Annotated in this window: 25 protein-coding genes; 4 read left to right on the top strand and 21 right to left on the bottom strand. The window is 57.3% G+C overall.

What is annotated here, in order from left to right:
• Positions 1-151 precede the first annotated feature (151 nt).
• Positions 152-1,114, top strand: a complete 963-nt coding sequence (locus DY201_RS25355; protein ID WP_165916127.1) for a glycosyltransferase family 4 protein — start codon at positions 152-154, stop codon at positions 1,112-1,114.
• 1,066 nt (positions 1,115-2,180) lie between these two features.
• Here DY201_RS25355 and DY201_RS29785 read toward each other — a convergent pair.
• The 4 genes from DY201_RS29785 to DY201_RS29195 all read right to left on the bottom strand — a co-directional run bounded on the left by DY201_RS29785 (position 2,181) and on the right by DY201_RS29195 (position 4,331).
• Positions 2,181-2,699: a hypothetical protein gene (locus DY201_RS29785; RefSeq protein WP_342635223.1), complete on the bottom strand. Its 519-nt coding sequence runs from the start codon at positions 2,697-2,699 to the stop codon at positions 2,181-2,183.
• Positions 2,700-2,720: 21 nt separating this feature from the next.
• Positions 2,721-3,329 carry a cysteine hydrolase family protein gene (locus DY201_RS25345; RefSeq protein WP_115734095.1) on the bottom strand — a complete coding sequence of 203 codons (609 nt, stop codon included), beginning with the start codon at positions 3,327-3,329 and terminating at the stop codon, positions 2,721-2,723.
• 260 nt (positions 3,330-3,589) lie between these two features.
• Complete coding sequence (locus DY201_RS25340) at positions 3,590-3,931, bottom strand: PRC-barrel domain-containing protein (RefSeq protein ID WP_115734094.1); 342 nt, start codon at positions 3,929-3,931, stop codon at positions 3,590-3,592.
• A gap of 232 nt (positions 3,932-4,163) precedes the next feature.
• Positions 4,164-4,331, bottom strand: a complete 168-nt coding sequence (locus DY201_RS29195) for a hypothetical protein (protein ID WP_165916126.1) — start codon at positions 4,329-4,331, stop codon at positions 4,164-4,166.
• A gap of 1,279 nt (positions 4,332-5,610) precedes the next feature.
• On the opposite strand from DY201_RS29195, the gene DY201_RS25325 reads away from it, so the two are divergent.
• Positions 5,611-5,886 carry a hypothetical protein gene (locus DY201_RS25325; protein WP_115734092.1) on the top strand — a complete coding sequence of 92 codons (276 nt, stop codon included), beginning with the start codon at positions 5,611-5,613 and terminating at the stop codon, positions 5,884-5,886.
• A gap of 89 nt (positions 5,887-5,975) precedes the next feature.
• Here DY201_RS25325 and DY201_RS25320 read toward each other — a convergent pair whose 3' ends face one another.
• From DY201_RS25320 to DY201_RS25305, 4 genes are all read right to left on the bottom strand, one after another.
• A complete protein-coding gene (locus tag DY201_RS25320; RefSeq protein WP_115734091.1) occupies positions 5,976-6,518 on the bottom strand; it encodes a GNAT family N-acetyltransferase in 543 nt (180 codons plus the stop codon).
• A gap of 2 nt (positions 6,519-6,520) precedes the next feature.
• Positions 6,521-7,171: an acyl-homoserine-lactone synthase gene (locus DY201_RS25315; protein ID WP_115734090.1), complete on the bottom strand. Its 651-nt coding sequence runs from the start codon at positions 7,169-7,171 to the stop codon at positions 6,521-6,523.
• A 42-nt stretch (positions 7,172-7,213) separates the two neighbouring features.
• Positions 7,214-7,999: an autoinducer binding domain-containing protein gene (locus tag DY201_RS25310; RefSeq protein WP_165916125.1), complete on the bottom strand. Its 786-nt coding sequence runs from the start codon at positions 7,997-7,999 to the stop codon at positions 7,214-7,216.
• Positions 8,000-8,146: 147 nt separating this feature from the next.
• Positions 8,147-8,401, bottom strand: a complete 255-nt coding sequence (locus DY201_RS25305; protein ID WP_115734088.1) for a helix-turn-helix domain-containing protein — start codon at positions 8,399-8,401, stop codon at positions 8,147-8,149.
• 408 nt (positions 8,402-8,809) lie between these two features.
• Here DY201_RS25305 and DY201_RS25300 point away from each other — a divergent pair, with 408 nt between their 5' ends.
• Positions 8,810-9,922: a threonine synthase gene (locus tag DY201_RS25300; RefSeq protein WP_425358768.1), complete on the top strand. Its 1,113-nt coding sequence runs from the start codon at positions 8,810-8,812 to the stop codon at positions 9,920-9,922.
• A gap of 26 nt (positions 9,923-9,948) precedes the next feature.
• On the opposite strand, the gene DY201_RS25295 is transcribed toward DY201_RS25300, so the two are convergent.
• The 11 genes from DY201_RS25295 to DY201_RS25250 all read right to left on the bottom strand — a co-directional run bounded on the left by DY201_RS25295 (position 9,949) and on the right by DY201_RS25250 (position 19,952).
• Complete coding sequence (locus tag DY201_RS25295; RefSeq protein ID WP_115734086.1) at positions 9,949-10,986, bottom strand: PLP-dependent cysteine synthase family protein; 1,038 nt, start codon at positions 10,984-10,986, stop codon at positions 9,949-9,951.
• Positions 10,976-11,716 carry a GHMP family kinase ATP-binding protein gene (locus DY201_RS25290; RefSeq protein ID WP_245432169.1) on the bottom strand — a complete coding sequence of 247 codons (741 nt, stop codon included), beginning with the start codon at positions 11,714-11,716 and terminating at the stop codon, positions 10,976-10,978. Before DY201_RS25290 ends, DY201_RS25295 begins: the two co-directional genes overlap by 11 nt.
• Before the next feature lie 807 nt (positions 11,717-12,523).
• Complete coding sequence (locus tag DY201_RS25280; protein ID WP_115734083.1) at positions 12,524-13,570, bottom strand: glutathione synthase; 1,047 nt, start codon at positions 13,568-13,570, stop codon at positions 12,524-12,526.
• 10 nt (positions 13,571-13,580) lie between these two features.
• A complete protein-coding gene (locus tag DY201_RS25275) occupies positions 13,581-15,449 on the bottom strand; it encodes a flavohemoglobin expression-modulating QEGLA motif protein (protein ID WP_115734082.1) in 1,869 nt (622 codons plus the stop codon).
• Entirely contained in the window at positions 15,446-16,243 is a 798-nt protein-coding gene (locus DY201_RS25270) for an N-formylglutamate amidohydrolase (RefSeq protein ID WP_115734311.1), read from the bottom strand. Before DY201_RS25270 ends, DY201_RS25275 begins: the two co-directional genes overlap by 4 nt.
• Positions 16,244-16,407: 164 nt before the next feature.
• Entirely contained in the window at positions 16,408-17,025 is a 618-nt protein-coding gene (locus DY201_RS25265; RefSeq protein ID WP_342635221.1) for a YihY/virulence factor BrkB family protein, read from the bottom strand.
• Positions 17,026-17,072: 47 nt separating this feature from the next.
• The gene (locus DY201_RS29780) at positions 17,073-17,195 is read right to left on the bottom strand and encodes a hypothetical protein (RefSeq protein ID WP_342635220.1); all 123 of its coding nucleotides are present in this window, start codon (positions 17,193-17,195) and stop codon (positions 17,073-17,075) included.
• Between the two features lie 160 nt (positions 17,196-17,355).
• Positions 17,356-17,625 (bottom strand): nuclear transport factor 2 family protein, encoded by a 270-nt coding sequence (locus DY201_RS25260; RefSeq protein ID WP_425358767.1) that lies wholly within the window; start codon positions 17,623-17,625, stop codon positions 17,356-17,358.
• Positions 17,626-17,783: 158 nt separating this feature from the next.
• Positions 17,784-18,374 (bottom strand): hypothetical protein, encoded by a 591-nt coding sequence (locus DY201_RS28820; protein ID WP_131922499.1) that lies wholly within the window; start codon positions 18,372-18,374, stop codon positions 17,784-17,786.
• A 174-nt stretch (positions 18,375-18,548) separates the two neighbouring features.
• The gene (locus tag DY201_RS25255) at positions 18,549-19,022 is read right to left on the bottom strand and encodes a transposase (protein WP_115734081.1); all 474 of its coding nucleotides are present in this window, start codon (positions 19,020-19,022) and stop codon (positions 18,549-18,551) included.
• A 228-nt stretch (positions 19,023-19,250) separates the two neighbouring features.
• Positions 19,251-19,952, bottom strand: a complete 702-nt coding sequence (locus DY201_RS25250) for an autoinducer binding domain-containing protein (RefSeq protein ID WP_115734310.1) — start codon at positions 19,950-19,952, stop codon at positions 19,251-19,253.
• A 321-nt stretch (positions 19,953-20,273) separates the two neighbouring features.
• On the opposite strand from DY201_RS25250, the gene DY201_RS25245 reads away from it, so the two are divergent.
• Positions 20,274-21,371: a nucleotidyltransferase family protein gene (locus DY201_RS25245; RefSeq protein ID WP_115734080.1), complete on the top strand. Its 1,098-nt coding sequence runs from the start codon at positions 20,274-20,276 to the stop codon at positions 21,369-21,371.
• Positions 21,372-21,528: 157 nt separating this feature from the next.
• Here the strand turns inward: DY201_RS25245 and trbI are convergent, their stop codons facing one another.
• Complete coding sequence (gene trbI, locus DY201_RS25240; RefSeq protein WP_115734079.1) at positions 21,529-22,836, bottom strand: IncP-type conjugal transfer protein TrbI; 1,308 nt, start codon at positions 22,834-22,836, stop codon at positions 21,529-21,531.
• A 12-nt stretch (positions 22,837-22,848) separates the two neighbouring features.
• Entirely contained in the window at positions 22,849-23,277 is a 429-nt protein-coding gene (gene trbH / locus DY201_RS25235) for a conjugal transfer protein TrbH (RefSeq protein ID WP_115734078.1), read from the bottom strand.
• Position 23,278 lies beyond the last annotated feature (1 nt).

Below are 23,278 nucleotides of genomic sequence, written 5' to 3'. Positions count from 1 at the left end.
CAGCATTACCGAGCGAAGAAATGTACTTTTCCATCTTTCACGTATGAGCCACGGCGATCTGGTTACAACCAGATGGTCGAGCGAGGATGATGACACGCGGCGGCCGGCTGCCAGGCGTTTCCAGGTCTTGGGTGGTTTCCGGTATCATGCGATGATCGCTTCATCGTCTGGCTTCTTGCGACCTCTCAGGACATTTTTGTATTTTTCGCTCAAGGGCGTGCTGCTTTCTTTGAGCGGGGGGCGTTACGATGCCATAGTCACTTATGGCCCATTCATACCGTCGATCGCGGGATTGGTTGTCAGCAGGTTGACCGGAACACCCCTGATCATCGACGTCCCCGGCAATCCAACCAAGGGGTACCGCTACTCGTCAGATATGGGTTCGCGGCTGCGGGCATGGGCGGCCGGCTGGCTCGTCCCCGCCGTTCTAAGACGCGCTGACCTGCTTAAGCTTCTCTATCCGGCACAACTTGATGGCTTGCCGGGGGCCATTTGGCCGAAATCCGTCGTCTTTCATGACTTCGCACCGCTTTCCCTTATCGAGCGGGAAGATGGTCCCGCTCATGTTGAAAGCCATGGCAACTATATCTTGTTCCTGGGCTCTCCATGGTTTCTCAAGGGCGTCGACGTTCTCATCCGTGCATTCAATGCGATTTCGGACAAATTCCCGTCTGTCACACTCCTGGTGGTCGGGCACTGTCCCGACAGATCCTGGTTCGAGGAACTGGCGGCCAAAAATCCTCGTATCACTTTTCGAGCTGGTGTGCCGCACGAGGAAGCGATGCGTCTTATTGCCGGCTGTCGCGCTATGGTGCTCCCTTCTCGCACGGAAGGGATGGGCCGCGTGCTCCTGGAGGCTATGGCTGCACGCAAGCCTATAGTCGCAACGCGCGTCGACGGCATTCCGACATATGTGGAAGATGGCGAAAACGGGCTACTCTTTGACCCTGAAGATGTTGGCGACCTGGCCGCGAAGCTTGAATTGTTGCTCACTGACAACAAACTTGCTGAACGTCTCGCTGAAGGGGGCTTCAGCCGAGTATTCGAGGAGTTTTCGGAGGAGCGCTACGTCGAGCACTTTGAACGAATGCTCAGGGATCTGGTGCGCGTCTGACAGGCTTGGTCCCTCGCGCATCGCGCCGCTCTACGCAGCGCATCTATGGCGCAATGGGATCTGGACCTTGGTCGGTCCTGCGTCTGCCGTCGGCACAAAGACTTTACCGCGGCAGCGATGCGACAGACCCCGCGCGCTACAAAGGGCCCACCGCTTCCGGGTCGAGGAGAAGCGGCGGGCCCCACTTGGAGCGATGCAACGGCAGCGCTCAGCCCATTGTGCGAAAGCTGCAGGGGCATGAACCCGGAGGCTTCACCAAACGTGGCTGAGGGACGGACCACGTTTACACGGGCTATCCTAACTCACGTATTTTGACCGGGTTCCGTCGAGCCGCAAAAAAAGCTGGCCTTTAGGCAGTTGTGGGAAGGCGGCCGACGCGCCAATTTGCCAAAATGCTGGCCGGCGTTACCGGCCAGAGGGTGTTCCCGACAAGGAGGGAGAACGCCCGGGCATCCTGCGCCAGTCTTGACGAGCGCGACTATGGCTCCCTTCCTTGAGGATATGGATCAGTTGATCCGTGTCGGTGACGCCCGATCCGTATAGACAGAGCAACGATGCGGTCTGCAATTGCTTATCCATGTCAGTGGCAGAAGGCGGCAGGGTTTCCATCAGGATGCGCGCCATGAAATCCAGATCGCCGGGCCCAAAACAAGTTCCACCAAAAGGCATCGCTTACCTCCGGTATGACCGTCACGCAGAGAATGTTTGGCAAACTCGCAAAAGTCAGTCGAGTCATCAACGGTTGAACCGTCGTTCCGCGATACGCGCATAACTTTTTCAGGGACACACCTCCTCCCTGGTAGTCGGCACCCAAAAGGTCAATCGGGCAATCTGGCAACTATCTGAGCGCCCCAAAAGACGAGTTCTGCCCGAGGTGGACCTCGGCAGGCCAATTGCTGGGAGCGCTTAAAGGCTGGGCGTTGCCAGCGCTCCACCCGCGTATCTGCAGTCTCGATTGGCAAATCTGTCGAAAAGAGCCGGCGTACAGGCTCGGCATTAGGTTAGCTGCAATTTAGCAGAAATGCGCCCCGCCAGCCTAGCCAGCGGGGCGCAAATGCTAAAAATCTTATGGCGAGAGCGTTACCCCGGTCACCTTTGTCGCGTCGTCATCGGCGGTCGAAATCGAGACCTTGGCGCCGACAGCAACTTCTGGGGGGATCGCCACATCTGGCGGTACTGTGAAGCTCTTGCCATCCTCCAGTGTGATGACCTTCGTCTCCTTGATGTATTCCTTGACCACGCCATCGACGGTCGCGGCAAAGGCTGCACCGCTCATGAGAGCCGCAGCACCGAGTGCAATAATGAGTTTCCTCACGATCGTTCTCCTAGGTTTAGCCTCCCGGCCATACCAACGCTGTCCGTTGTGCATGGTTGCAAAAAAGCCCCCGCAACCTTTCGGCCGCGGGCCTTCGTCAAATGGCAAATTGCTCATCGACACCGAAACCGAGGCGTCGCGCGTTTCGGCCAGCTGGTTCGAAGAGAATGCTGGGCCGCGCGGATCAGAAGCCCCGAATTGGCGCTCGGGCGCAGCGCGCTTCTGAAATGCCGGCTCCGACCATGCAGTAGAACTGAGTGAGGTCTTCATGGATCGCCCGCCGCAAACAGCCTAATGCCAGCCGTCCAATACTCCCTGGACCGTGGTCGCCTCCACCTGTTCACTAAACCGCGAATGATATAATTCCATGATTGCATCGTGGGTGCTGTCCGAAGAACTGCACAAAGCGTCCGTCACAAGGACAACTCGAAAGCCCCTATCGATCGCACCGAGCACGGTTGCCAGGACACACACATCGGTTTCCCCGCCGGTTATGACGAGTGTGTTGACCTCCCAGTTCTTTAACACTGAATCGAGGTGCCCTTCCGTCCAAGGTGAGTAAACGTGCTTGTCGAGAACCTTCGCCGGGGGTACCAGCCGTCTGAGGGTGGGCATCAACTCCACGAAATCCCGATCAATGCTTGCCAACGTGACTTCGGCCCAGCGACGATAGTACCGCGCCCACATGCCTTGGCCTTCTCCGGGACGAGCTGCAGGAATGAACCGCGTGAACAAGGTGCGTTGCGCGTGTCTCGCCGCCAGTTCCTCAATCGCCGGCATCACCTTCTGAGTCCACGGTATAGCCCAGGGACCCCCTGGCGCGAACAGTCTCTGCATGTCGACGCAAAGATGCACGCAACTGCTACCTAACGGACCATATACCAGCCCCTTCGCCGCCATCTTATCCTCGCCACTGCGTCATGGCAGACATGCTCACCCTTTGGATCAACTTGGCATTATTCAATGCGAGAACGGCGGGCTTGCTCATTTGGTTCCTGGCACCCGACCTTCCTTCTCTAGACGTAAACAAGCCCCGCCGACTTGAGGGGGCAAGGCGTGAGGAACCGAGCGAACTGGCTTGTCGCCCACGTTACCAAGCTACCCTGTCATGACCCCCGCCAACTTCCCGCGGGCGAGGGCCGTATCGTCACATGTGCGTCTTACCAGTACGGCTGAACGCCGTAGTAGTCGTAGATCCGGCGGTTGTTGTCGTCGGACCAATCATATTCGCTCGCCTGATCATAGCGCGGCGCTTCATCCAGTTGATCCTTGGTGATGTCTATCTGGAACCCGCCCAATGCCTCATTGTAGGTAAGCTTGCTCCAAGGGATCGGATAGTAGTCCTGGCCCATTCCCAGGAAGCCGCCGAAACCCAGAACGGCGTGTGCGACCTTGCCTCCGGTCTTCTCCAGCACCAGCCGCTTCACTTCGCCGACATGGGCTTCGTCGGGTCCGTAGACTTCGGTTCCAATGACTTTGTCGCTTTCGATCAGAGTGTTCATATCTCGCTCCTTTTGGATTTGGGTGAGGTCAGGAGGAGGTAAAGCATTCTTGAGCTAGTTGGTTCCGGTCTGTCGGGTAAACTCCTTGCCATCAGCGTTGCGTCGACAAAACCGGAGAGCAAGGAGCTTGTCTGCAGAAATTGATGCCGCTGCATGGAGTGGGTCGGAGGAGGAGCGCGTTCTTCAAAAATAACTGCGCCAGCAGTCTTAGGCCACTTTGTGCGGCGATTGGCTAACGTTTTTTCGCCAGAAATCTGGCTTCCAGGAACAGCGATGACCAGTCGTGGCCGAGCGCAACAATCAGTTGCCTGGCTTGTGTCTGGGTGACATTGCCTTCTTTCATCAAGCGCGGGATCGTGAACTCTTCAACGTTGGTGGGCTCAGCGGGTTCTTCGGCCATTTGCGCACGTCCTTTGAGTGCCAACGAACGCATTGCTATCAAGTTCCATCCAAATTCCATCAATGATGCTCGGTCGTTTGACGATCTGATATCGGCAGAATGGCTTGATCACTCGGGGGGCTAGGCACCCATGTTACGATCCCGCCTCTCACCGTTTCGGGAGTGACGCTTTCGGTTGCCGGCTTTCCCGGCATGCCACCTGAATAGCAGCGCTGACGCATTTCAAACGTCTGCGCTGTTCTCAAAATTGGAGGCCAAATGTCTATTGCAACGCGGGCAGAAGCTCTATCAACAATTGCACATGTAATGCCCGCCATCCAGGCTTACCGCCATTCGGGCTACTCGATCAGCTCCGTCGCTGTGACAAGCGGGTTGCGGTCGATTAAGTGGAGAGCATCGAAGCCGGATATCGCTTCGAAAAAGGATATCGGGACCGCATTGCGCGAGCTCTCGGCGTTCCAGAGGGCATTTTCGACCAAATGTCGGACGCTGCTTAGTCTGGCAGGAGCCCGCAGAACTTAGCGGGCGCCCCCAAATTCACCGCAAGCTGCCAGATGCCCGAATACACGTCACAGAGGCGGAATGACATGGAACAGTCTGCGGGCCAGGGAGTTAAGCGGTCTTCACAGGGAGGCGAAAATGACGGCTGATCTGAAGTCGTCTCGCAGCGACAATGACCTTCGAAGACGCGCTATATATCTCCGTGGTTCTGGGAGGTCTCGTGACGATCACATGGCGGGTATTGACCACCATTTGAGCGACCTTTCAGGACCACGATGGACAGACCTGTTCTACATCGCGGTGGCGTTCGGTGCCGCTAGCGGCATCTTGTGGCTGGCGGGCTATTAGCCCCATGAAAAAAGCGACTTGTGTCGGGTTTACATAGCCACCGGTGGTCGCCACATCGCGGATGTGGTGACGCTGCGGCGCAGTCTTTCATCGGGATTGGCGGAACAGGTGGCAAACTCGCGCATTGAAAAAAGTAGACCCCGACTAGCTGGGAGCCTCGACGAACATGCCTACGCCCGATCCGAACAATCCTGCGACGACCCCTGACAATCCAAATCCCGAGCCGGCGCGTCCTGCTCCACCCCCGAAACTCCACCGCCTGAGCCGCCGGGCGTACCGCCGCCCTCGCCCACTCCAATCCCTCCTCCCGGGGTAGGGCCGATCGAGATACCGCCAGGGTCTCCCCAGAAGTGCCCCCCGGGACCGTGGTAGGTTCCACTGCATGTCAGAGCGACCACGTCGCGGGTGGAACGGACATTTGGAGCAACAGATGAACTTCATTGCCGTAATGGCAGTCACCGAGGCGGTTGCGCGCGAGCGGGCTTCCAATCAGACGGGCTACGCACCCGAAACTATCGGTTGCGTTTCGCGGGTTGTCGAGGAAGGCGACAATAGCCGCCAACGCGTCTACATTTTCGAGACGAACCAGGACGTCACTACACATCCCAGCTATGCCGAAGCGCAGCTCTCAGAGTCTGTTGATCTGAATGGGTTGACTGACGGACCGGTGCTTCAGTTCGGACGGGAGGTGACTGTCGGCGGATAGTCAATTTGAACCGTCTCTATCCACCTCGGTTGCTGCATCAAGCAGGAGCGTGTCGAGATGGCGTTGAAATCGGGGCGGGCACATTGCCGCTATTCGAGTGGGCGCGCCGCCAGCTCAGCATCGACCAGGAGGGCGGCAATTTCGCTTGCCATGATCATTTCGCGGCTAATGCGCCCATCAAGGGTAACGCCAGTCGCCCGGAAGCTGCAGCTCCGGTAGAAGGCTAACGCCTGTTCGTTTCCACTATTTACGGACAACATCAACTGCGAAACTGCCGGGCGGTTGTCAGCCACCCATTGCGCCATCTTCCGGACTGTGGCGGCGCCCAGGCCCTGGCGCTGGAACTGTCTGCTGATCCGAAAGTTGTGCAGCGTCATCACGCCGGGGAACGCCCAGTCGGGCAGTGCAGGCGCTTCTCGGAGAACGAAAAAGCCAACCGTGCTATCCGCGTGGGCAACGCTGAACGCATGAATGGCTTCCTGATGCGGGCTGCGTCGGAGGCGATCGAAGATTTCCCGAAATTGTCCCCCTGAGAACTCCTCTTGGTCGCCATCAATATCGAATGCTGTCGCGCGATTTTCATCGGAGAGCAGAAGCTTACCGAGGCAGAGCTCTAGGTTTGACAGTCTCATGTCTATCGCGCCGCGTCCGTCGCACGGATCGGCGACAGCGAGTCCGTCATATGCAAGACCGATCCTTCTATGCCGTAAGAACGTCTGGTGGCGTCCAGTGCCGGCTGCGTGACCTCGATGAGTGCGCCAACTATTTCGCCGTCCTCAAGCTGCAGTCGTTCGCCCAGGATCGCCACCGACCAGCCCAGCGATCTCAGTCGCTCCGGCCAGAACGCCTCGCAAACGACGCTGATCTGTCGAGTTCCCAACTGCAAGCTAGCCTCGAGCAGACCGCAGAGCACCTCCCCCGCCAGGCGGGCGGGTTTGCCCGCTGTGCGATAGGGGAATGCAACGAAGAAGCGTGTCCATTCATGGATGTCGGCGGCGCGAGGTGGTGAGCCATTGGCAAGTTGTGGAAAGACATCACCAAGCAGATGTGGGCAGGTCGTCGGGACCAACCGGGAACCGCCTATGACGTCGCCGGAGCGATCCAGAGCAAGCAGGTAAATTGCATGTTCCGTATCGAAAGCGTCCATCTCGATGTCGATAGGCCGGGCAATCGCCTGCCACTTTCTTTCGGCGACGTAGATTTCGTGACGCAGTCGGAAATGTCTCTCCAACTGTCTCTGAAACAGCTTCCGGTTTGACCAATCGACGACGACAATGCGACCCATGGCGACCTCCGTGCCAATTGTAGAAAGCTGGCGTGATCGTCACTATCGCCAGATCTTGTCATTGCCCGCCTGGATTTCACCAAGAACCAGTCCCTTGGTGATCGCTCGCTGGACGTTGTTTGCGCCCAGCTTTTCGCGGATGTGGCGGAGATGCGACTGAACCGTATATGTCGATACGTTCAAAATGATCGCGATGACTTCCGCGGATTTGCCCGCGGCACTCCACTGAAGCACTTCTGCTTCTCGTTGCCCCAGGATTGGCCCGCATTCGAGGTCAAGGAGTCCCTCAAGGCGACATACGGCTTGAAAGGCTTTCAGGCACAGAGCTTCGACCAGAGGCCGGGCAAATGGAGATAGCTCTATTTTGTCCCCGGCCGCTGTTACCACTGCAGGTCCCCGGAAGGGGATATGGATTGGTACGCACAGGCCGTCGTTCATCGCAAAGTCCCGCGCCTCGTCCATCACCAATTTTGCGCGCGGTGACATGACCTCAGGTTTCAAATCGCTCCACAAGAAGGGGAATGGGCGATGTCTGCATCGAGCCACGCAAGGGTCATGTTGAAAATGCCCCTCCTCGACATAACGACGATACCAGTCTTGACGCCATCCATCGCAGAGGACCTCGCGGTGCCAATATCGATCTTCCGGAACGGGCAGGCCGGTGATTAGAAGGTCGCTGAAACCATAATGTGCAAGATGGCCCTGCAGGGCCTTTAGGACCTCGGCTGTCGTCCTTATCTCCGAAAACTCCGACGCTGCCTGGGCGAGTTCAAGGATTACTATTTCGTCATCGATCCGTATCGTGGCCTCCCAAGGCGTAGAAAGCATAAAGGAAGCAATCGCAATTCGAGAAGCAGTGCAATTTGACGAAGGTAGTATCGAAGTTGTTTGTCGGTTACATAAAGACGCTGACGCCATTGCGGTCAATAGCAAATTTTTGTCTTAGAATGAGCTTTGAAAGCCGCATAAAAGATATCAGCTTTCTTCGTTGCTATCATTGTCAGGCGTAGCATCACATGAGTTGGATGGCGCGATCAGATCGAAGCCCTCGACCCCAAGGGTCCTCGCCAGGATTTCCAGAGTGTCCAACGTTGCGTTGCGGCGCCCCGTCTCCACGCTGCTTACGTACGCACGAGAGAGGCCGGAGAGAATCGAGAGCCTCTCTTGCGACAGTTCTCGTTCCTTGCGCAGCCGACGCACATTGATGCCCAGTCGGTAACGTAGATTCATGTTTCGCACAGCCGCCTTGTTTGATCACTATAGAATGGCACACTTTAGGAGTCATTTCGATTGACTTCAACCGATATGCCTGTTTCAAGGGCGAGTATAGACTCGCAATCCTTTGAGAGGAACGATGAAGCAGGCGTCTCAGCATCGGAAGTTCAACTGCGCTACATCTGAAGACCATGCAAAGCACTGGTATGGACGAGCCATCCGAGTTGCTCCGTACGTTCTGGTTCTTGCAGTCGCCGTTACATTCACGCCAGCGGTGGAGTTTCAATCGTGGGCCGCGTAACAGGCTATTCCTGCATTAGGTGCGAGACACATTATCCCACATCGATGACAATCGACTCCAGGGGGTGTCCGATCTGCGCGCCGGTCGCCCCCGCCAACCTGGCACCAATCTACGGGCGGCCCGTGATTGGCGGCACTGTTGCCGGGGAACCACATGGTGGTTTGTCACTGTGGAAAAGCGGCCCAAGGCTGCCATGCACGGGCACCGACATGGTCACCTTGGGCGAAGGGCAGACACCCTTGCTCTCCTGTCCGCGGATAGGCTCATCATTGGGCACAACCAACCTTTTCATAAAGGATGAGGGCCGCAATCCGACATGGTCTTACAAGGACCGGTTCTCTACCGTCGCGGTATCGATTGCGCGTGCGCAAGGCGCCAACGTCGTGGCCACGGCTTCATCCGGCAATGCCGGTGCTTCGCTCGCCGCCTACGCTGCAAGAGCAGACATGGACTGCGTCGTGGCAACATTTGCGGGCACGGCCGGCGCGATGCTTTCCCAGATCAGGAAACACGGCGCCATAGTCATTCCGCTGGTCAACAAGGTGGACAGATGGAAGTTCCTCGCTGAAGCGCAGGAGCGGTTTGGCTGGTTCATAACGTCTCCCTTCAGCGCTCCTGTCGTCGGTGGTCATCCGCTTGCCATCGAGGGTTACAAGACGATCGCGTACGAAATCATCGAACAAAGAGCTGGTGAAGTTCCAGACTGGTGCGTCATGCCAGTCTGCTATGGCGACGCTCTCTCCGGCGTGTGGGCTGGGTTCAGGGAGCTCTATTGCGACGGCATCATCGACCGCTTGCCAAAAATGGTTGCGGCAGAAGTTCACGGCTCGCTGTCGGCCTCTCTCGCTCGAGGAACCGATCACGTTCTGGAGCAGGAGGTTCGGTTCGACCCTCTCGCTGTTTCGATTGGCACATCGCGCAGTACGTACCAGGCGCTCAAGGCACTTCGGGAATCGTCAGGCCAGGCAGTACCGGTATCCAATGATGGGCTGATCGACATGCAGTCTCTCCTCGCCAGGAGAGAGGGGATTTTTGCGGAACTGGCATCGGTTACCCCTCTCATGGCGATAAGGACGCTGGCTGATCGTGGTCTGATTGGCGCACGCGACAGCGTCGTTGCGGTCGTTACTGCTGGTGGCCTGAAGGATCTCGATCGATCGGCCCCGAAGGAGTTGTGCTATCAGACATTCGACACGACTGCGGATGCCTGGACCTGGTTCATAAATGGCCAGTGACGTTTCCCATCATTCGGAACTACGGCTCAGCCTTCCGTTGACTGGAGCCGCATCACATCCTCAAGACGACGTCGACGCCAGTCGAAACGGGTCCACGCTGTCTCCGATCTGGGTTCGATTCTGGAGATTTTCGTCGGGGTCGTGGATGCCGGGGTCCTCCAGCCAGGCAAGGTGGAAAGCCAGATGTCGCTGTAAACGGTGTCGGCATGCCGATGGCCTTCATCAGGCATGATCACAGCGATCCGCGCGTCCGGGCTGGTCTTGCTCACCCACTGACCGACAAGGGCGGCGGCGCCGCTGGTGGGACCCATGAATATCCCATGCTGCCGGAACAAGCGGTGAGCGGCATGGAATGCTGGATAAGCACCGACCCAGTGGATTTCGTCTATTAGCTCGTGGCGTACATTTCGGGGCAAGACACTGTTGCCGAGGCCTCGGAGAAGCCGTTTTCCGAGCGGTTGTCCAAACAGGATGCTGCGGTGGGTGTCGACGCCAATAATCCTGAGATGGGGGAAAACCCTTTGCAAGAACGTACCGGTACCGCAGAGCGAACCGCCAGTTCCTATGCATCCAACCAGGCAGTCTATCTGGCCCATTGCGCGCACTAAAAGATCGGCCAACCGGGCGTAAGCCAGCCAGTTTCCATCACTGTCGTACTGCCGTGTCCAAAAGGCCTCCGGCTCCCGGTGCAATATGCTGCCCAGATTATCGAGCCGGCCAGTCTGGTTGCCGTCGCCCCGGGGATCGTCAAGTGCAATGACCTCGGCGCCCAGGCGCTGAAGTCGTGCCTGATACTTGGGATCCATCAGGCTTGAGGCGGTGACGAGCGTCAAACGATAGCCACGCGCTGCTGCAAGGAGTGCCACCGCCATCCCGAATGTGCCTGAGGTGGTCTCGACAATATGCGCATTCGCTTTGAGTTCGCCTGATGCTTCAGCTCGGTCGAGGATGAAGCGGGCGGGCATCAGTTTCATCAGCGGGAAAGCTGCGGCAACCACGTTTTCTGCCAGCCGAGCCATGCGCGGCGTCTCGAGCGCCTCGAAATAGTCTGGATCAAATCTCAACTGCGCCTCCCCCCGAATAGATCCACTGCACAACCACGTCTTTGAAGCCGGCTGCGGTCGCCGCATGCGCAATTCTGCGCGATGCATCGGCGATGCCGACCGCCGATGCATCCAGGATGATCCCAATGAGAGATCCGCTATGGGCGACCTGAACTCCGCAGGCGTCAACCTGTTCGGCGATCCCTAGGGCAGTCGAGAATTGCGCCTTTGGGAGATGACGTTGACTGATCTTTGCGCTGAGTGTCGCGGCCTGCCCCAATAGCCGCGGGTCCTGAAACCGTATCGAGCGGGCAGCCAGCCCTCTCAACATAGAGAATGTCTGGATCTCCTCACTGGAGTAGCGAGCCGGCGGCAAGGCAAGCGTATCGACCAACTGACCGTCATTCGCTTTGAAACCTATGACGCGGATCGGCGGCAGTGCGTCGCCAAAATGCTCGATCACCAAGCCTTCTCGCTGGGCAAACAAGACAGCCTGGTCCTCAAAAGCTATCGCGTCACTGGCTTGCTCTGCCTCGACCGCCAGGCGAGAGATGACCGAGGGCCGGAGACCGGTCTCAAATGCATCGGCAACAGCTCGAATCGTGGCAACGACATCGGCGGTGGAGGAGCCATATCCATGTCCGACAGGAATTGTGCTTTCAACAGTGAGCAGGCCGCCTCGACTATCTTTATTGAGGTGTCTCAGCGTCAGCGATGCTGCTTTTGCAGCCTTCGTCTTCTCCGGTGGCATCACGCTAACCCCTTGGCCGCCGGTGATCCGGAAAACCGCAAGGGAACTCATGTGACTGAGCGGGAGTGTGACCAATCCACGATGAAGCCGTCCCCTCTCATCCTGGAAGACGCCCTGGATCAGCTCGCCATGATGTGCGCCGGCCCGGCCCGCTCCTGATCGGTCTACCAGGAGGGCTTTGGTCGGCGGAGCTGGCATGTGAGGAGAACTCTCTGGCCTTTTTGTCACGTCTCATCTCCAACCATGGGCTGGATGAGAAGCTGGTCGAGCGAAGCGGATCTGTCACTCGCCACAATTGGCGATTGACCCCGTTTCAAGGCCGCTGATTATGCTAGCGAGATTTCAGGGTTCCGTATCTTGGCACAAAATGCGCGAAGCCGATGGTGGTTGCCCCCTGAAAGATGGGTAACTGAGACGGCCGACGTTCCGTCATCGCTGCAGATGAATTTGCAACCGGCGGTCAAGCTCATCTCCTGCAGGTTCGAGCTTGCTCGCTGCTTGTTTGTCCAGCAGGGTCGCTCTGCAGTCAATTGTGCAGCTGGAACGGCCGAGCCGGGCTTCCGCAGTTCGCGAACTACTACGTCGAGGACTGGCCGCAGAAGGCTTCGTGGAGGCGACTGTTGGAGCGAAGTCGCAAGATTTTGGCGTTGTTGATCATAATGGAAACGCCGATCCGGACAGCGCGTGAAACGTCGCGTCGCGTGGCAAAGTTGCGAAATCTTCGCGCGCAGCCACGGTCAGGCGCTAAAGGTCGGTATCGAGACCGTTTTCCGGGAACTCGTGGTCAGCTGACTCGTGTCTCCAGTTTCAAAGCGTCGCCAGGCGGGCATTGGACATTGCCATTCCATAGGCTTGTCTGAGCGCGAACTTTTCTTCCAGCGCATCAATGACAGTTGCGGCAAAATCCGCTTTGTACATGGTGGCGAGCCTTGTCAGTCCGCCTGGCGTGAAGACGTTGATCTCAAGGAGTTTGTCGCCGACAATGTCGAGCCCGACGAGAAACATGCCGTCGTTCACCAACTTCGGGCGCACAATCTCGGCCAGAGCCAACATCTTGTCCGTTACCTTGACCTTCCGCGAAGTCCCTGCGGCATGGATATTGGACCGAACGTCGCCTTTGGCTGGCACCCGGCGAAAGGCCGCATAGCTGCCATCCCGCATCAGCGGGCGGCCGTTAAGGAGGAACAGACGCACGTCACCTGCTTTAGCCTCGGGAATATAGGCCTGGGCGATCAGATAGCCATCACCGCTCGCCGCCTCGAATATCTGGTTCAGATTGAAATCATCGGCGGTAGCGATATGAAAGACATTCTTGCCACCCGATCCCTGTAGCGGCTTGACGATACAGCCCTTCGGCTGGTTGTCGATGAAAGCGCGTATTTCGGTGATGCTGCGCGAAATCAGCGTCGTGGGCCTGACTATTTCGGGGAATGCCTGGAGGTAGAGCTTGTTCTGCGCTTGGGCCAGTCCGTCCGGATCATTGACCACCATCACGCCGCGTTCCGCGGCAAGCCGCCCAAACATGATACCAGCATTGGCGGCCCATGGTCGTTCTGTAGCGTCGAGCGAGGGGTCATTGCGCAGAAACAATAGATCGATATCGCCTGCGGCAAATGTTTTCTTCTGGGTACTCGCCTCCAGCAGGGCCGTGTGCAGCTTTTCAGGGGTCTTGTAGGAGGCGGCAGGCAGAACCACGCCGCTGATGGCGAGGCTGTCATCAGGCCGAAGGATGAAGTCGCCGGGTTCTACATAAACAACCGAATGTCCACGCTGAACTGCCGTAAGGGAAAGTGTGGTCGTCGTGTAGCCAGCAGTTTCTTTCTCAACGGAATTGACAAAGAGGGCAATGCGCATCGGGACTCCATCAAGTTTCAATCATGTCGATTGGATCCATCCCGGCGATCGCCTTTTTAAGGCGCGGTCGCGCGACTTCCGAAGAAAGGAACGCCGGCTCTAGTCGCGGGGCTCGTAAAAGGCCGCGCGCGCTCAGCTCCGTGATGATACCAAAATGGTTTGCAGAGATCTTGCCAATCCAGAAGGGTGTCAGACTGCCGCCGTGACTTAAATGATCAAGCACTTGCACAACGCCGCGTAAATAGATGGCATCTTTGGCAAAACCGCCGCCGCGGAAAACACGCAACACTACGTTGAAGGCGCTACGGCGGTCGAGACCAAAATCCGCGTGAAGGAAACGGAAGGTCTCCTCAAACCTCGCCCCGTCAAGCATCGCCTGGCATGCGAGAACCCTCGCCGCAATCAGCCGCAACCTTGCCGCAGTCATCCCGCCAACGAGATATTCCGCCAGCACCGCCAGCCCTTCCTGCATGCCCTCATAGCCGGCCAGGCCGCTGCGCAGGATAGCAAGCCCCTGCATGTCGCCGTTGAAATAGGTCAACAGGTGAACGCCGATCTCGTGACTGAGCAACGCCATCAGACGCCCAATTGCGATCCTTGTGTCCCGGGAGACGAGCAGCCGGTTTCTAGAGACCAGTAGGCCGGCAGGCAAATCCGAGCGAATTTCCACGGATGCTTCGAAATCGGGGGAGTTAGCGCGATATCGGGCTATCATGTCTCGTGCTGCGGCAGCAACTGCATCCGCGTCGAGGCACTTCTGCATTGTCCCCGGCTCAAGGACAGTTGCCTTATCGAGAATGCGTCGAGCCCTTGCGGCAAGTTCCGGCTCGACGCGGCCGTAGAGGGCACGCCCGAGTTCAGCGAATCGTGGAGTTTCGCGCGCCGCCAGCATCGATAGTTGCAAGTCAAGTTCTTGCTGTTTTTCGGAAAGCAGTCCGGCAAGGAGCGGATCTTCAAGATGGTCGAGCGAGACTGAGTAGAGTTTCCGTTTCTCGGCGGTCACCTGGAACTCAAGAGGCCGATAAAGCAGATGGGGTGCTCGCTCGAACCCGCCTGCTTCGAACTCCAGCCAAGCTTGCTCTGCATTGATAGGTGTAACGGCCAGCAGGAAGTCGAAAGCAGATGCAACTTTGTCTATGTCAAGATCGGCGCGCGCAACCGCGTCAATGAAGACCCGGCGCCCTAGTGAACGGTGGGTTGTTGGAGGTTCGAGTTGCGATGCCTTGAGGAAGGCGCTGACTGCCTGCAGCGCGGAGTCGACCATGTTGGCTACGACAAGGTCGCGCAAGGCTGGATACGTGCCTTTGCCGCCGGGCGTCCGATAGATCGGCGCAAAACGCACGGTCAGGCACGGTATATCGCCGAGAATATCTGAAAGCAGCGGTTCTTCGGATGCGGCCGGGTTGAAGTCGCCGACGCGCGGTGTCCTGTACTTTGCCTCTCGCTTGGAGGCTGCGGCCGCGAACCGTCTCAGAGCTGCCTTTTCTTCTATCGTGTCTCCGCCCGCCAGTGCAATTTCGAAGGGTGGGAGGAACGGTGCGTCGTCGGTCAGGAAGCGGTCTTCGGCGAGTTCGCCAATGTCGATGATCAAAAACGAACCGCAGCGATCATGCATCGATGTCGCCACCAGCCGGGCTACTTCGCCGGCGAGGTTGGACCCGGTTGCGATCAAGTAGGAAGCACTGGCAGACACGGCGTCGAATGCCGCGTCATGACCGGGGCCGACGTAAACGCAGAGAAAGGGAAGCGGCCTGTCTATGTGCAAACGGCAGCCATCCGCGAAATCGTGACGAATGGGCTTGCCCTCTTTCAGCAGCGCATCGAGACCTGTTTCGATTGGAGCCAGGAGTGATGCCTCGTCTACGAGCCTCGGCTTCATGCCATGTCTCGCAGCGCAGACTCGAGGGTAGGAATTGTGGACGTCAGCATCGTGCGCAACTGGCTGATCGTCGCCTGGTCGGGCTCGCCGTTCCATTCGTCCATGAAAATCTTCTTAAACTCTACCGCAATGGCACAACCGGTTTTGGGGAAGTTGGCATGGACGAAACGTGTTTGTTCGCCTTTGCCCTGGAAAGATATATTCTCGCGTACGTCCAGTGGTTTGCCATTAACGGATTGGCCACGCAGCGCCTCGATGAATGGGTCGATAATTGGCGCCCATCGCTTTCGGTCCATAGAGAACGTGCCGATGTTGATGTCGGGCGCTTTTTCCTGTGACGTAGGTGTTGCTTTGGGCCCACCGCGCCGGTGATTGTAGCTGTGGACGTCGACTAGGACGAACTTAGCGTGTCGGTGCTCGATTCCGGTCAGCACTCTCTTCAGCTCGGCGTAATAGGCATCATGGAAGGCGAGAGCCTCCGTTGTGATGTCTTCAGAGGGCGACTGCTGCCAGACTTTCAGACCCCAGGATTGTTCTGGCGCCAAGTAGATCGCAGCATCACGCGCGCGGTTCAGGTCGACCTGAAAACGCGACCGATGAACAACGATCTGGGTCGGGAAATCGGCAATGAAGTGCTCAGTGTAAGGGTCTTCCTCGCGCAGACGTTCCGGTTCGGGCAGACACATCAGCGATCGGCAGGCACTGTTCACGTCAGTACCATTGTGGATGGCGGTGCCAACAACCGGTGAATCGCCCAGTTTGATGGTCCAGCCTGGTGATCCGTTCGGTTCTATGGTTGAAATTGCCCTGTTCACCCCTTCGAAATGCGCGGAGCGCTCGACGGTTCCCGGTCGCCGCGAGGCAAATGGCACTTAGGCGCCTGGCGTGCCGGCGGCGTTGGCGATTTCGCTATCAGGCAGCCCCGCTATCTCGACGTCGCCAGACCAACCGCTCACCTTTAACGGGACCTTCTGGACATCACCCGTCGAGCAGCCAGCGTAATTCCAACAGCTGCTGCCACCGCAATCAGTGACATCGTGGCTAGATTTTTCGATTGGGTGCCGGCAGACATATCGGGCTTTGGTATGGACGACCAGGTGGCCAAGTCTGCATCGACCACCGGCTCGAGATCAGACCTGCTGCCATGCCTTACCGAGTAAGCCCGCGTCAGCTCTGCTCCAAAGAGAAATATCTGCGAGGAGTAAAAGACCCATAGCAAAATGACCAGCAAGCCCCCCGCTGCGCCATACGAGGATGCTGTGGCGCTGGTGCCGATGTACCAGCCGATAAGGGATTTGCCGAACGTGAACAACGAGGCCGTCACAAGAGCGCCGGTTATCACATCGCGCCAAGCGAGCCGGCGATCGGGCAGCACTTTGTAGATTGCAGCAAACATAGCGGTGATGAGCGCGAACGAGACGAGCGTATTGATCACTCCCAGGATCAGGGTACCGAAGGGCAGATTTGCGTTGATCACGTCGCTCATGGCCGTGATTGCCGTGCTGGCGACAAGGGAAACAAGAAGCAGGAACCCGAGTGCCGCGACGAGGCCCAGGCTCGCTGCACGAGCGCGCACCGGTCTTGACACCGAGTTGCCGGTGGGTTCGACTTTCCAGATGGTGTTCAGCGTGGCGCCAGCGAGGTTGCCGCATAGAATGCCATCGCCGCACCATGGCTGAAAGCATTGTCAGTGAGGAAAGCAAATGCGCTTTCCTTGATCAAAGCCCAGGCATCCACAAGTCGCATAAGCACCTCCCTTGGTCATGACATAGGTCCATGTTCGCAAGGGTCGACAAAAGAAGCGAAACCTTGATGGAATCGTAAGGCGCCTAATCCGATCGTGGGGACGCAAGGCGCCAGCTTCACGCTCTCTATTCGATGATCTTCCAGTAGGAATCCTCGCGGATCAACTTCCCTCCCGGGATGTGTAGAAGTCACAACCTTGGACCTCCACGCTCCTCCCCTCGCTCGTGGTTGCCGTGAGGGTCCATTTGGAGATCCCGGTATCGGCAACCGCGTCCACATAATGTGCCGCGCTGCCATAGTGGACATCAGGCAAACCTTCGAAGCGTGCGCTTATCGCCTTTCGTACGTTCGACTTTCCCTTGAACCGTGAACCCCAACGCTCTGTCCCCCTTGGCATTTCCAAGACGCAGTCATCGGAAAAGTACTCCATGATGAGGTCGAGATCGTGTGCGTTGAAGGCATCACAGAGGCCTGTCAGTGTCGATCGTATGTCCATTGCTTCGTCTCCATCCATCAGGATATGCCCTGGGTCGCCAACTGCGCCCGTGCAACCGTTCAGGTCGAGGCGATATGCTCTGCCTCTGGGGCCTAGCTGAGATCAAATCGCTCAAGCATTTGCTTGAGCCGCGAATTCTGATCACGAAGGTGTTCGACCAGTAGATGTCGGAGGCGCTTGTTCTCTGCGTCAAGCGCGGTGATATCATCCAGCTTGAAGGGCTCTGCAGCAATCTTAACCTGCTCGGTTTGATGTACGCTATTCCCTGCAGGCTGTCCGCGCTGTGCCCGTCGTTGAGGAGTGCGCTTTGATATCTTTCGAGGTCGCGACGAATGCACGTCCTCCTGCGCTGCCCCAACAGACGCGACCTCAGACTGGGCGGCATTGAGCTTAGGCAATCCATCAGTCGGCGAATTAACGGTAGCCCCACCAGCGATTTGAGCAAGGTCGGCGGCAACTGCTGGTTCGTCTGAGGAGTGCGTGTCGACCTTGACAGGCGATGTGACTGCACCGGTGCCGGCCGTATGGCGTGCGTGGCCCGGATAACTCAGGTCCGCCTGCTGGTCCTCGACTTCTTTGGCCAAAGCTTTGAGATCTGTATCTCCCCAAATCGAGTTTGCATGCGACTTTGACTGTCGTCGCGATTTGAACTCAACAACGAATGTCCGCTGTGGCGTCTTCATGGTCCATTCCAGGCAATTCTTGAAAGTGGCAGGCGCTCGGCGTCACTGCTCCTGATGTGCACATACAGCACGCAGCTGTCCGCGGCAACGGACAGCGCAATTGCGATGCTGGAGAGCATTGTTACTCCGCGCAATTAAGAGCGTCGGATTTCAATTGGCACGTTCGCGAACGTTCTAGTTCAGCCCCAGCCTCTTGCGTAGCTCAAGGTTTTCTGCGCGCAATTTTTCCGCCAGCAGGGCGCGAAGCCGATTGTTTTCCGCTTCGAGCTGAACGAGCTCGGCCAGATCATTGCCACCAGTTGCGGTCTTCACGACCTTCCGAGCGGCCGGCACTTCATTCCTCTTGGCGGCAGGCTTTTCGCTGCGCTTCCACTGGTAGTAGGTCTGCACCGATATCCCGGCGCTCTTGACCACTTCCTGCAGCGGGCTGTTGCCCTCAGCGACCTTTGTGCTGATCAGCTTGAGCTTCTCGGCTCTCTCACTTTGGCTGTAGGTCTTGCGTTTGGTGCTAGGCTTTTCTGCAGGCGCAGGTTTTGACGCAGTACTACCGGCTTCCGCAGCCTTCTTACGCCTCGGCGATTTCTTTGTAACAGCAATTCCGTCGCCCGTTTTGACGGTTACTGCCGATGCATCGTTTTCGTCATCCATATGTGTCGCCCCGATTTGAGAAACGCCATTACTCGAACGAGTAGCAAATGGAGTCAACACTGTCAGGGAAATCGTCTTTAAGGCAATGGCTGCTAATGTAGCACTCCGCGCTTGGTGCAGTGGTCAGAATCATCAATCCAGTTTCTGCTTTCCAAGCCTACGATTCATCGTGTGGATATCAAGCGTAGTCAGCTTAGGTGAATACACTCCGGTGCCTGGTGGATTTCGTCAGATAATTCTTTTGTCTTTCGCGATTGAAACGGCCTGCACCAAATTGGTCGCGTCAAGTTTCTTGCGGGCATTGTCGAGATAGAACTGGACAGTTCGATACTGAAGATTGGTAATGAGTGAGATCTCTCGCATGTACTTTCCCTTCGCTGCCCATTTTAAGCATACGGCCTCTTGAGATGACAGGCGCAGAGAGCAACTCATGAGTTCGGTGTCGGCGATGGCGCGAAGCCGATGATGTATGTACAGGACCGCCTGTTCCGCTCGCGCTACGCTGCCAATCGTCGGATTTGTAGCCTGCGCAGATGTGAGTGACAGCATCAGGATGCTGCCATAGCTGCCCTGCACCGGAATCGTCAGCCCGGAGCGGAGGCCGTATTGCTTGGCCATGGAACGGAACCGCTTTTCTTCCGTCGTGAGATAGCGGCTTGGCCAATCCTGAGCAGACCAGGCGAACATTTGCATGAGGCGCTTTGCCATCGTAACGACTGGGTCGATACGCGCAAACTGGCTTTGCAGATAGTCATGCTGCCACTCGGGCGGATAACTGTTGAGCGTAGAAATGTCCTTCGACGTTATCTCAAAATAGGCGAAGCGTTCGAAGCCACAAGCAACCGAGAATGACTTCAACGCACTCCGGATCGATCGTTGGTCGTTTGATGTGTCGAGCGCATCAATGAGTGACGTGATCTGTCCGTCCAAGATTACTTCTCCGGGCTCAGAGATTTGTAACGATTTCACAACGCCTGGGGTATCGGACGGGTAATGTCACGCAATCGCACAATCTGGCGATTGACGTCTCCAATCTTGCATGTAGGCCCTCACGCGGGGGACGATGTCCCTGCTCGCCGGTCATGTCGCGTTATGGCTTTTCGGGCACCGCATTTTTGGATCGAGATGCGCTAATCGCAACGACGAAGCAAGTTATACGTGTTTTGCAATTATCTGATAACCAGCGAGTTGCCTGCAGCTTAAACGCTGGTTATAAGGGTTGTGCAATTTTCTTATAACGGCAGTCAGAACATGAAAACCATCGATCTCGTCTATCGAACCGTGTTTGCGGAGTTGGGACAGCGGTGTCTCGACGCGTCGTTTGAGGCCGAGTATTCGACCGCAGGCAACTTCGTGCGTGTTCCCGTGAAAAATCGAGACTATTGGTACTTTGAGGAGACGCAGCCAAAGAAGACCCGCAAATATGTCGGCCCCGCCGACGATCCTGATGTCGCCAAGAGGGTCGAGGCATTTCAGAAAATCAAGGAGGACCTGCGCGGTCGCCGAAAACTCGTGTCTACCCTGACCCGTGAGGCCGGACTCACGGCACCAGATCGGTTCACCGGTGATATTGTGGAGGCCATAAGCAATGCCGGACTCTTCCGTCTGCGGGGTGTTCTAGTCGGGACTGTGGCTTTCCAGACCTATGCGGGTTTTCTCGGAGTACGCCTACCAGGCTCTTCACTGCAGACCGGCGACGTCGACTTCGCGCAGCACTATTCGGTGTCGTCATCGGTTGAAGATAGCCTGCCCCCGATTCTGGATATCTTGAAACAAGTTGATCCAACCTTCCGCGCTGTACCTCACCGTACAGATCCGACGCGCGTAACACAATTTGAGAGCGCCTCGCGGTATAAGGTGGAATTCCTAACCCCGAATCGCGGATCCGATGAGTACGCCGATCATGCAAGCCCGATGCCTGCATTGGGAGGAGCGTCGGCTCAGCCCTTGCGCTTTCTTGATTTCCTGATCCATGAGCCGGTCCGTACCGTGATGCTGCATCGCTCTGGAGTTTCTGTCACAGTCCCGGCACCGGAACGATATGCTGTGCACAAGCTGATCGTAGCTTCACGCAGACGATCTGATTTCAATGGCCTCGCGAAGCGTGAGAAAGACGTCTACCAAGCGAGATTGCTGATCGAAGCGCTCGAAGAAACCCGTCGCCAGGACGACCTCGCCGAGGTATTCGCGGAAGCTTGGAACCGTGGCCCGCATTGGCGCGAGGCCATTAAAATGGGGCTGAACTTGCTTCCAGAAAAGCACCAGGAAAAAATCCTGATGACGGTGAAGGATGGCTTGTCTTCAATAGGCGTGGACCTTGAAAGGTTCGACAGAACCGAAGCCAAATAGTCGTCGCTCCACAATCACCGTGTTTGGAGAGCGATCTGGAATTTCGCAGCCGCTGCGAACTCCTGGAAGACGGTTTAAGACTGAGCGGCTGATGACCGTATCCGCCAGAAAGCCTGATCGTGGTAGCAAGATGGGGCTACTATCTCGCTCGCAGGTCTCAACCGCCGTACGCACTTGGAAAGATAATGTCCTGGTCGACCAGAACATTGAATTTGTAGCCTAGTCGGATTTCTAGGGTCGGTTGGACGTCGAGGTTCTTGCTGATGGTGCGTTCTGCCACCCGCCCGAAGGTCTCGGTGAAATTCCGCCTGGCTGCATCGGACGCTCGGTCCTGGTTGGCGCGCGTCGACGATTGGGGGACAGCCATGTCGATCCCGGTGCCGATAATTGCGAGCAGGATCGCCGAGCCGAAGGTCTTGAAATAATGGTTGTCGACCTTGTCTTTGAAGCCGCCCTTGCCTTCAGCGTCCGTGCCCGCCATGCCGCCGATCTGCAAAGTCGAGCCATTCGGAAAGATGATGTCGGTCCACACAACGAGCACGCGTGATTGGCCGAACGAAACCTCGGCGTCGTAACGGCCGAAAAGCTTGGTTCCCTGGGGAACGAGCAGACGATGACCGGTGGCGCTGTCATAGACGTTCTGACTGACCTGGGCGGTGATGCGGCCGGGCAGGGCCGAATTGATGCCGGTGATCAATGTCGCCGGTATTACCGAACCGCGTTTTAACTCGTAGGGCGATTGCTGCGGCACGATCTTGTTCGGCAGATAGCCGGGTTCCCTCATGTCAGCGTTGTAGAAATCTGCCTTGGAGCGCTGGCCATTCGGATCAAGGTTCTGACCGCCGATGCCCGCCTGGAGAGCCGCGGCATAGAGATTGGCAGCCGAGGGAGAGGTTGCGGATGCTGCCGGGGCTTTTCCGATGTTCGTCAGTTCGCCCGTTTCAGTCGCCTCAAGCTTGTTGAGGCTGATGGCAAGAGGCGAGTCGTAGGCAGCATCATTGGCCTGCAACCGTGCCATTTTCTGACGATGGCGCTCACGAATGTACTGCTCGCGCTGCTCGCGCTCGAGGCGAGCTTTCCAGACCTCCTCGGGTTCGCTCTGTTCGGCAGATTGCCTATCGCTGCGTGGCCGGGTTTCAAACGGATTGTCGGCCGCCTTCTGCGGCTCCGCCAGAGCAATCGGCGACGGTTGCAGTGTGGTCGCTTCGGCCGGCTCGCCGATGATACCGTCCGACACTCCACGTTTCAGTTGGTCGGCGAATGTTGATGCCGAGATATTCGAGGCGGGATCGATTGTATCGTCACCACGAAAGAACAGGCCGCGCGACGTGAGGCCAAAGATGATGACGGCGAAGAACAGTATGACCAGGAGGCCGGCCACAATCACCGGCAGCCGGTTGAGGCGGCGGATATGAAAGCCGCTCTCCTCATTTGGTGCACCGCCCAGCTTCAAGGATTGAACCATTCCTCCCCTCCCCTATCCGCGGCGCATGACAGAGAGCGGACTTGCAGGAAACGCCCCCGACATTGTCGTCTGGTAAGCGCGTCCAAGTTCAATGGTACTTGTCGACATTCGCACAAGGACCTGCCCCTCATGGCTGTCGACGACATAGGCGAGCGGGATTTCTTTCTGGCCGTCGGTCTTCTGGTCGGTGGCGACGGCATAACCCCAGTTCTTCAGCGACGCCTCGAGCGCCTGCCCGAAGGGTGAGCTGTCGGGTTTCAAGACGATGGTGCCGGTTGCAGGACCAATCTGTTCGGCAAGCTTGGTCACCATGTCGCCTGCAATGGCGCTCGCAGCGGATCCCGAGATCTCAGGCGGCGCTGAACTGGCGACCAGGCCGTCGGTCGTGGACATCTGACAACCGGCGCACGACAAAAGCAGAACGGCAAAGATCCCGCGCATC

This window comes from Aminobacter aminovorans (genome assembly GCF_900445235.1).
Classification (GTDB): Bacteria; Pseudomonadota; Alphaproteobacteria; order Rhizobiales; family Rhizobiaceae; genus Aminobacter; species Aminobacter aminovorans.
Note: the sequence above shows the minus strand (reverse complement) of the source record. Positions and strands in the feature narration are given on the sequence as shown.

Bases quoted from the DNA above. Each gene is read 5' to 3' on its own strand.
- DY201_RS25355 (WP_165916127.1), top strand. From the start codon at position 152: ATGATCGCTTCATCGTCTGGCTTCTTGCGACCTCTCAGGACATTTTTG.
- DY201_RS29785 (WP_342635223.1), bottom strand. From the start codon at position 2,699: ATGAAGACCTCACTCAGTTCTACTGCATGGTCGGAGCCGGCATTTCAG.
- DY201_RS25345 (WP_115734095.1), bottom strand. From the start codon at position 3,329: ATGGCGGCGAAGGGGCTGGTATATGGTCCGTTAGGTAGCAGTTGCGTG.
- DY201_RS25340 (WP_115734094.1), bottom strand. From the start codon at position 3,931: ATGAACACTCTGATCGAAAGCGACAAAGTCATTGGAACCGAAGTCTAC.
- DY201_RS29195 (WP_165916126.1), bottom strand. From the start codon at position 4,331: ATGGCCGAAGAACCCGCTGAGCCCACCAACGTTGAAGAGTTCACGATC.
- DY201_RS25325 (WP_115734092.1), top strand. From the start codon at position 5,611: ATGAACTTCATTGCCGTAATGGCAGTCACCGAGGCGGTTGCGCGCGAG.
- DY201_RS25320 (WP_115734091.1), bottom strand. From the start codon at position 6,518: ATGAGACTGTCAAACCTAGAGCTCTGCCTCGGTAAGCTTCTGCTCTCC.
- DY201_RS25315 (WP_115734090.1), bottom strand. From the start codon at position 7,171: ATGGGTCGCATTGTCGTCGTCGATTGGTCAAACCGGAAGCTGTTTCAG.
- DY201_RS25310 (WP_165916125.1), bottom strand. From the start codon at position 7,999: ATGCTTTCTACGCCTTGGGAGGCCACGATACGGATCGATGACGAAATA.
- DY201_RS25305 (WP_115734088.1), bottom strand. From the start codon at position 8,401: ATGAATCTACGTTACCGACTGGGCATCAATGTGCGTCGGCTGCGCAAG.
- DY201_RS25290 (WP_245432169.1), bottom strand. From the start codon at position 11,716: ATGCCACCGGAGAAGACGAAGGCTGCAAAAGCAGCATCGCTGACGCTG.
- DY201_RS25280 (WP_115734083.1), bottom strand. From the start codon at position 13,570: ATGCGCATTGCCCTCTTTGTCAATTCCGTTGAGAAAGAAACTGCTGGC.
- DY201_RS25275 (WP_115734082.1), bottom strand. From the start codon at position 15,449: ATGAAGCCGAGGCTCGTAGACGAGGCATCACTCCTGGCTCCAATCGAA.
- DY201_RS29780 (WP_342635220.1), bottom strand. From the start codon at position 17,195: ATGCGACTTGTGGATGCCTGGGCTTTGATCAAGGAAAGCGCATTTGCT.
- DY201_RS25260 (WP_425358767.1), bottom strand. From the start codon at position 17,625: ATGGAGTACTTTTCCGATGACTGCGTCTTGGAAATGCCAAGGGGGACA.
- DY201_RS28820 (WP_131922499.1), bottom strand. From the start codon at position 18,374: ATGAAGACGCCACAGCGGACATTCGTTGTTGAGTTCAAATCGCGACGA.
- DY201_RS25255 (WP_115734081.1), bottom strand. From the start codon at position 19,022: ATGGATGACGAAAACGATGCATCGGCAGTAACCGTCAAAACGGGCGAC.
- DY201_RS25245 (WP_115734080.1), top strand. From the start codon at position 20,274: ATGAAAACCATCGATCTCGTCTATCGAACCGTGTTTGCGGAGTTGGGA.
- trbI (WP_115734079.1), bottom strand. From the start codon at position 22,836: ATGGTTCAATCCTTGAAGCTGGGCGGTGCACCAAATGAGGAGAGCGGC.
- trbH (WP_115734078.1), bottom strand. From the start codon at position 23,277: ATGCGCGGGATCTTTGCCGTTCTGCTTTTGTCGTGCGCCGGTTGTCAG.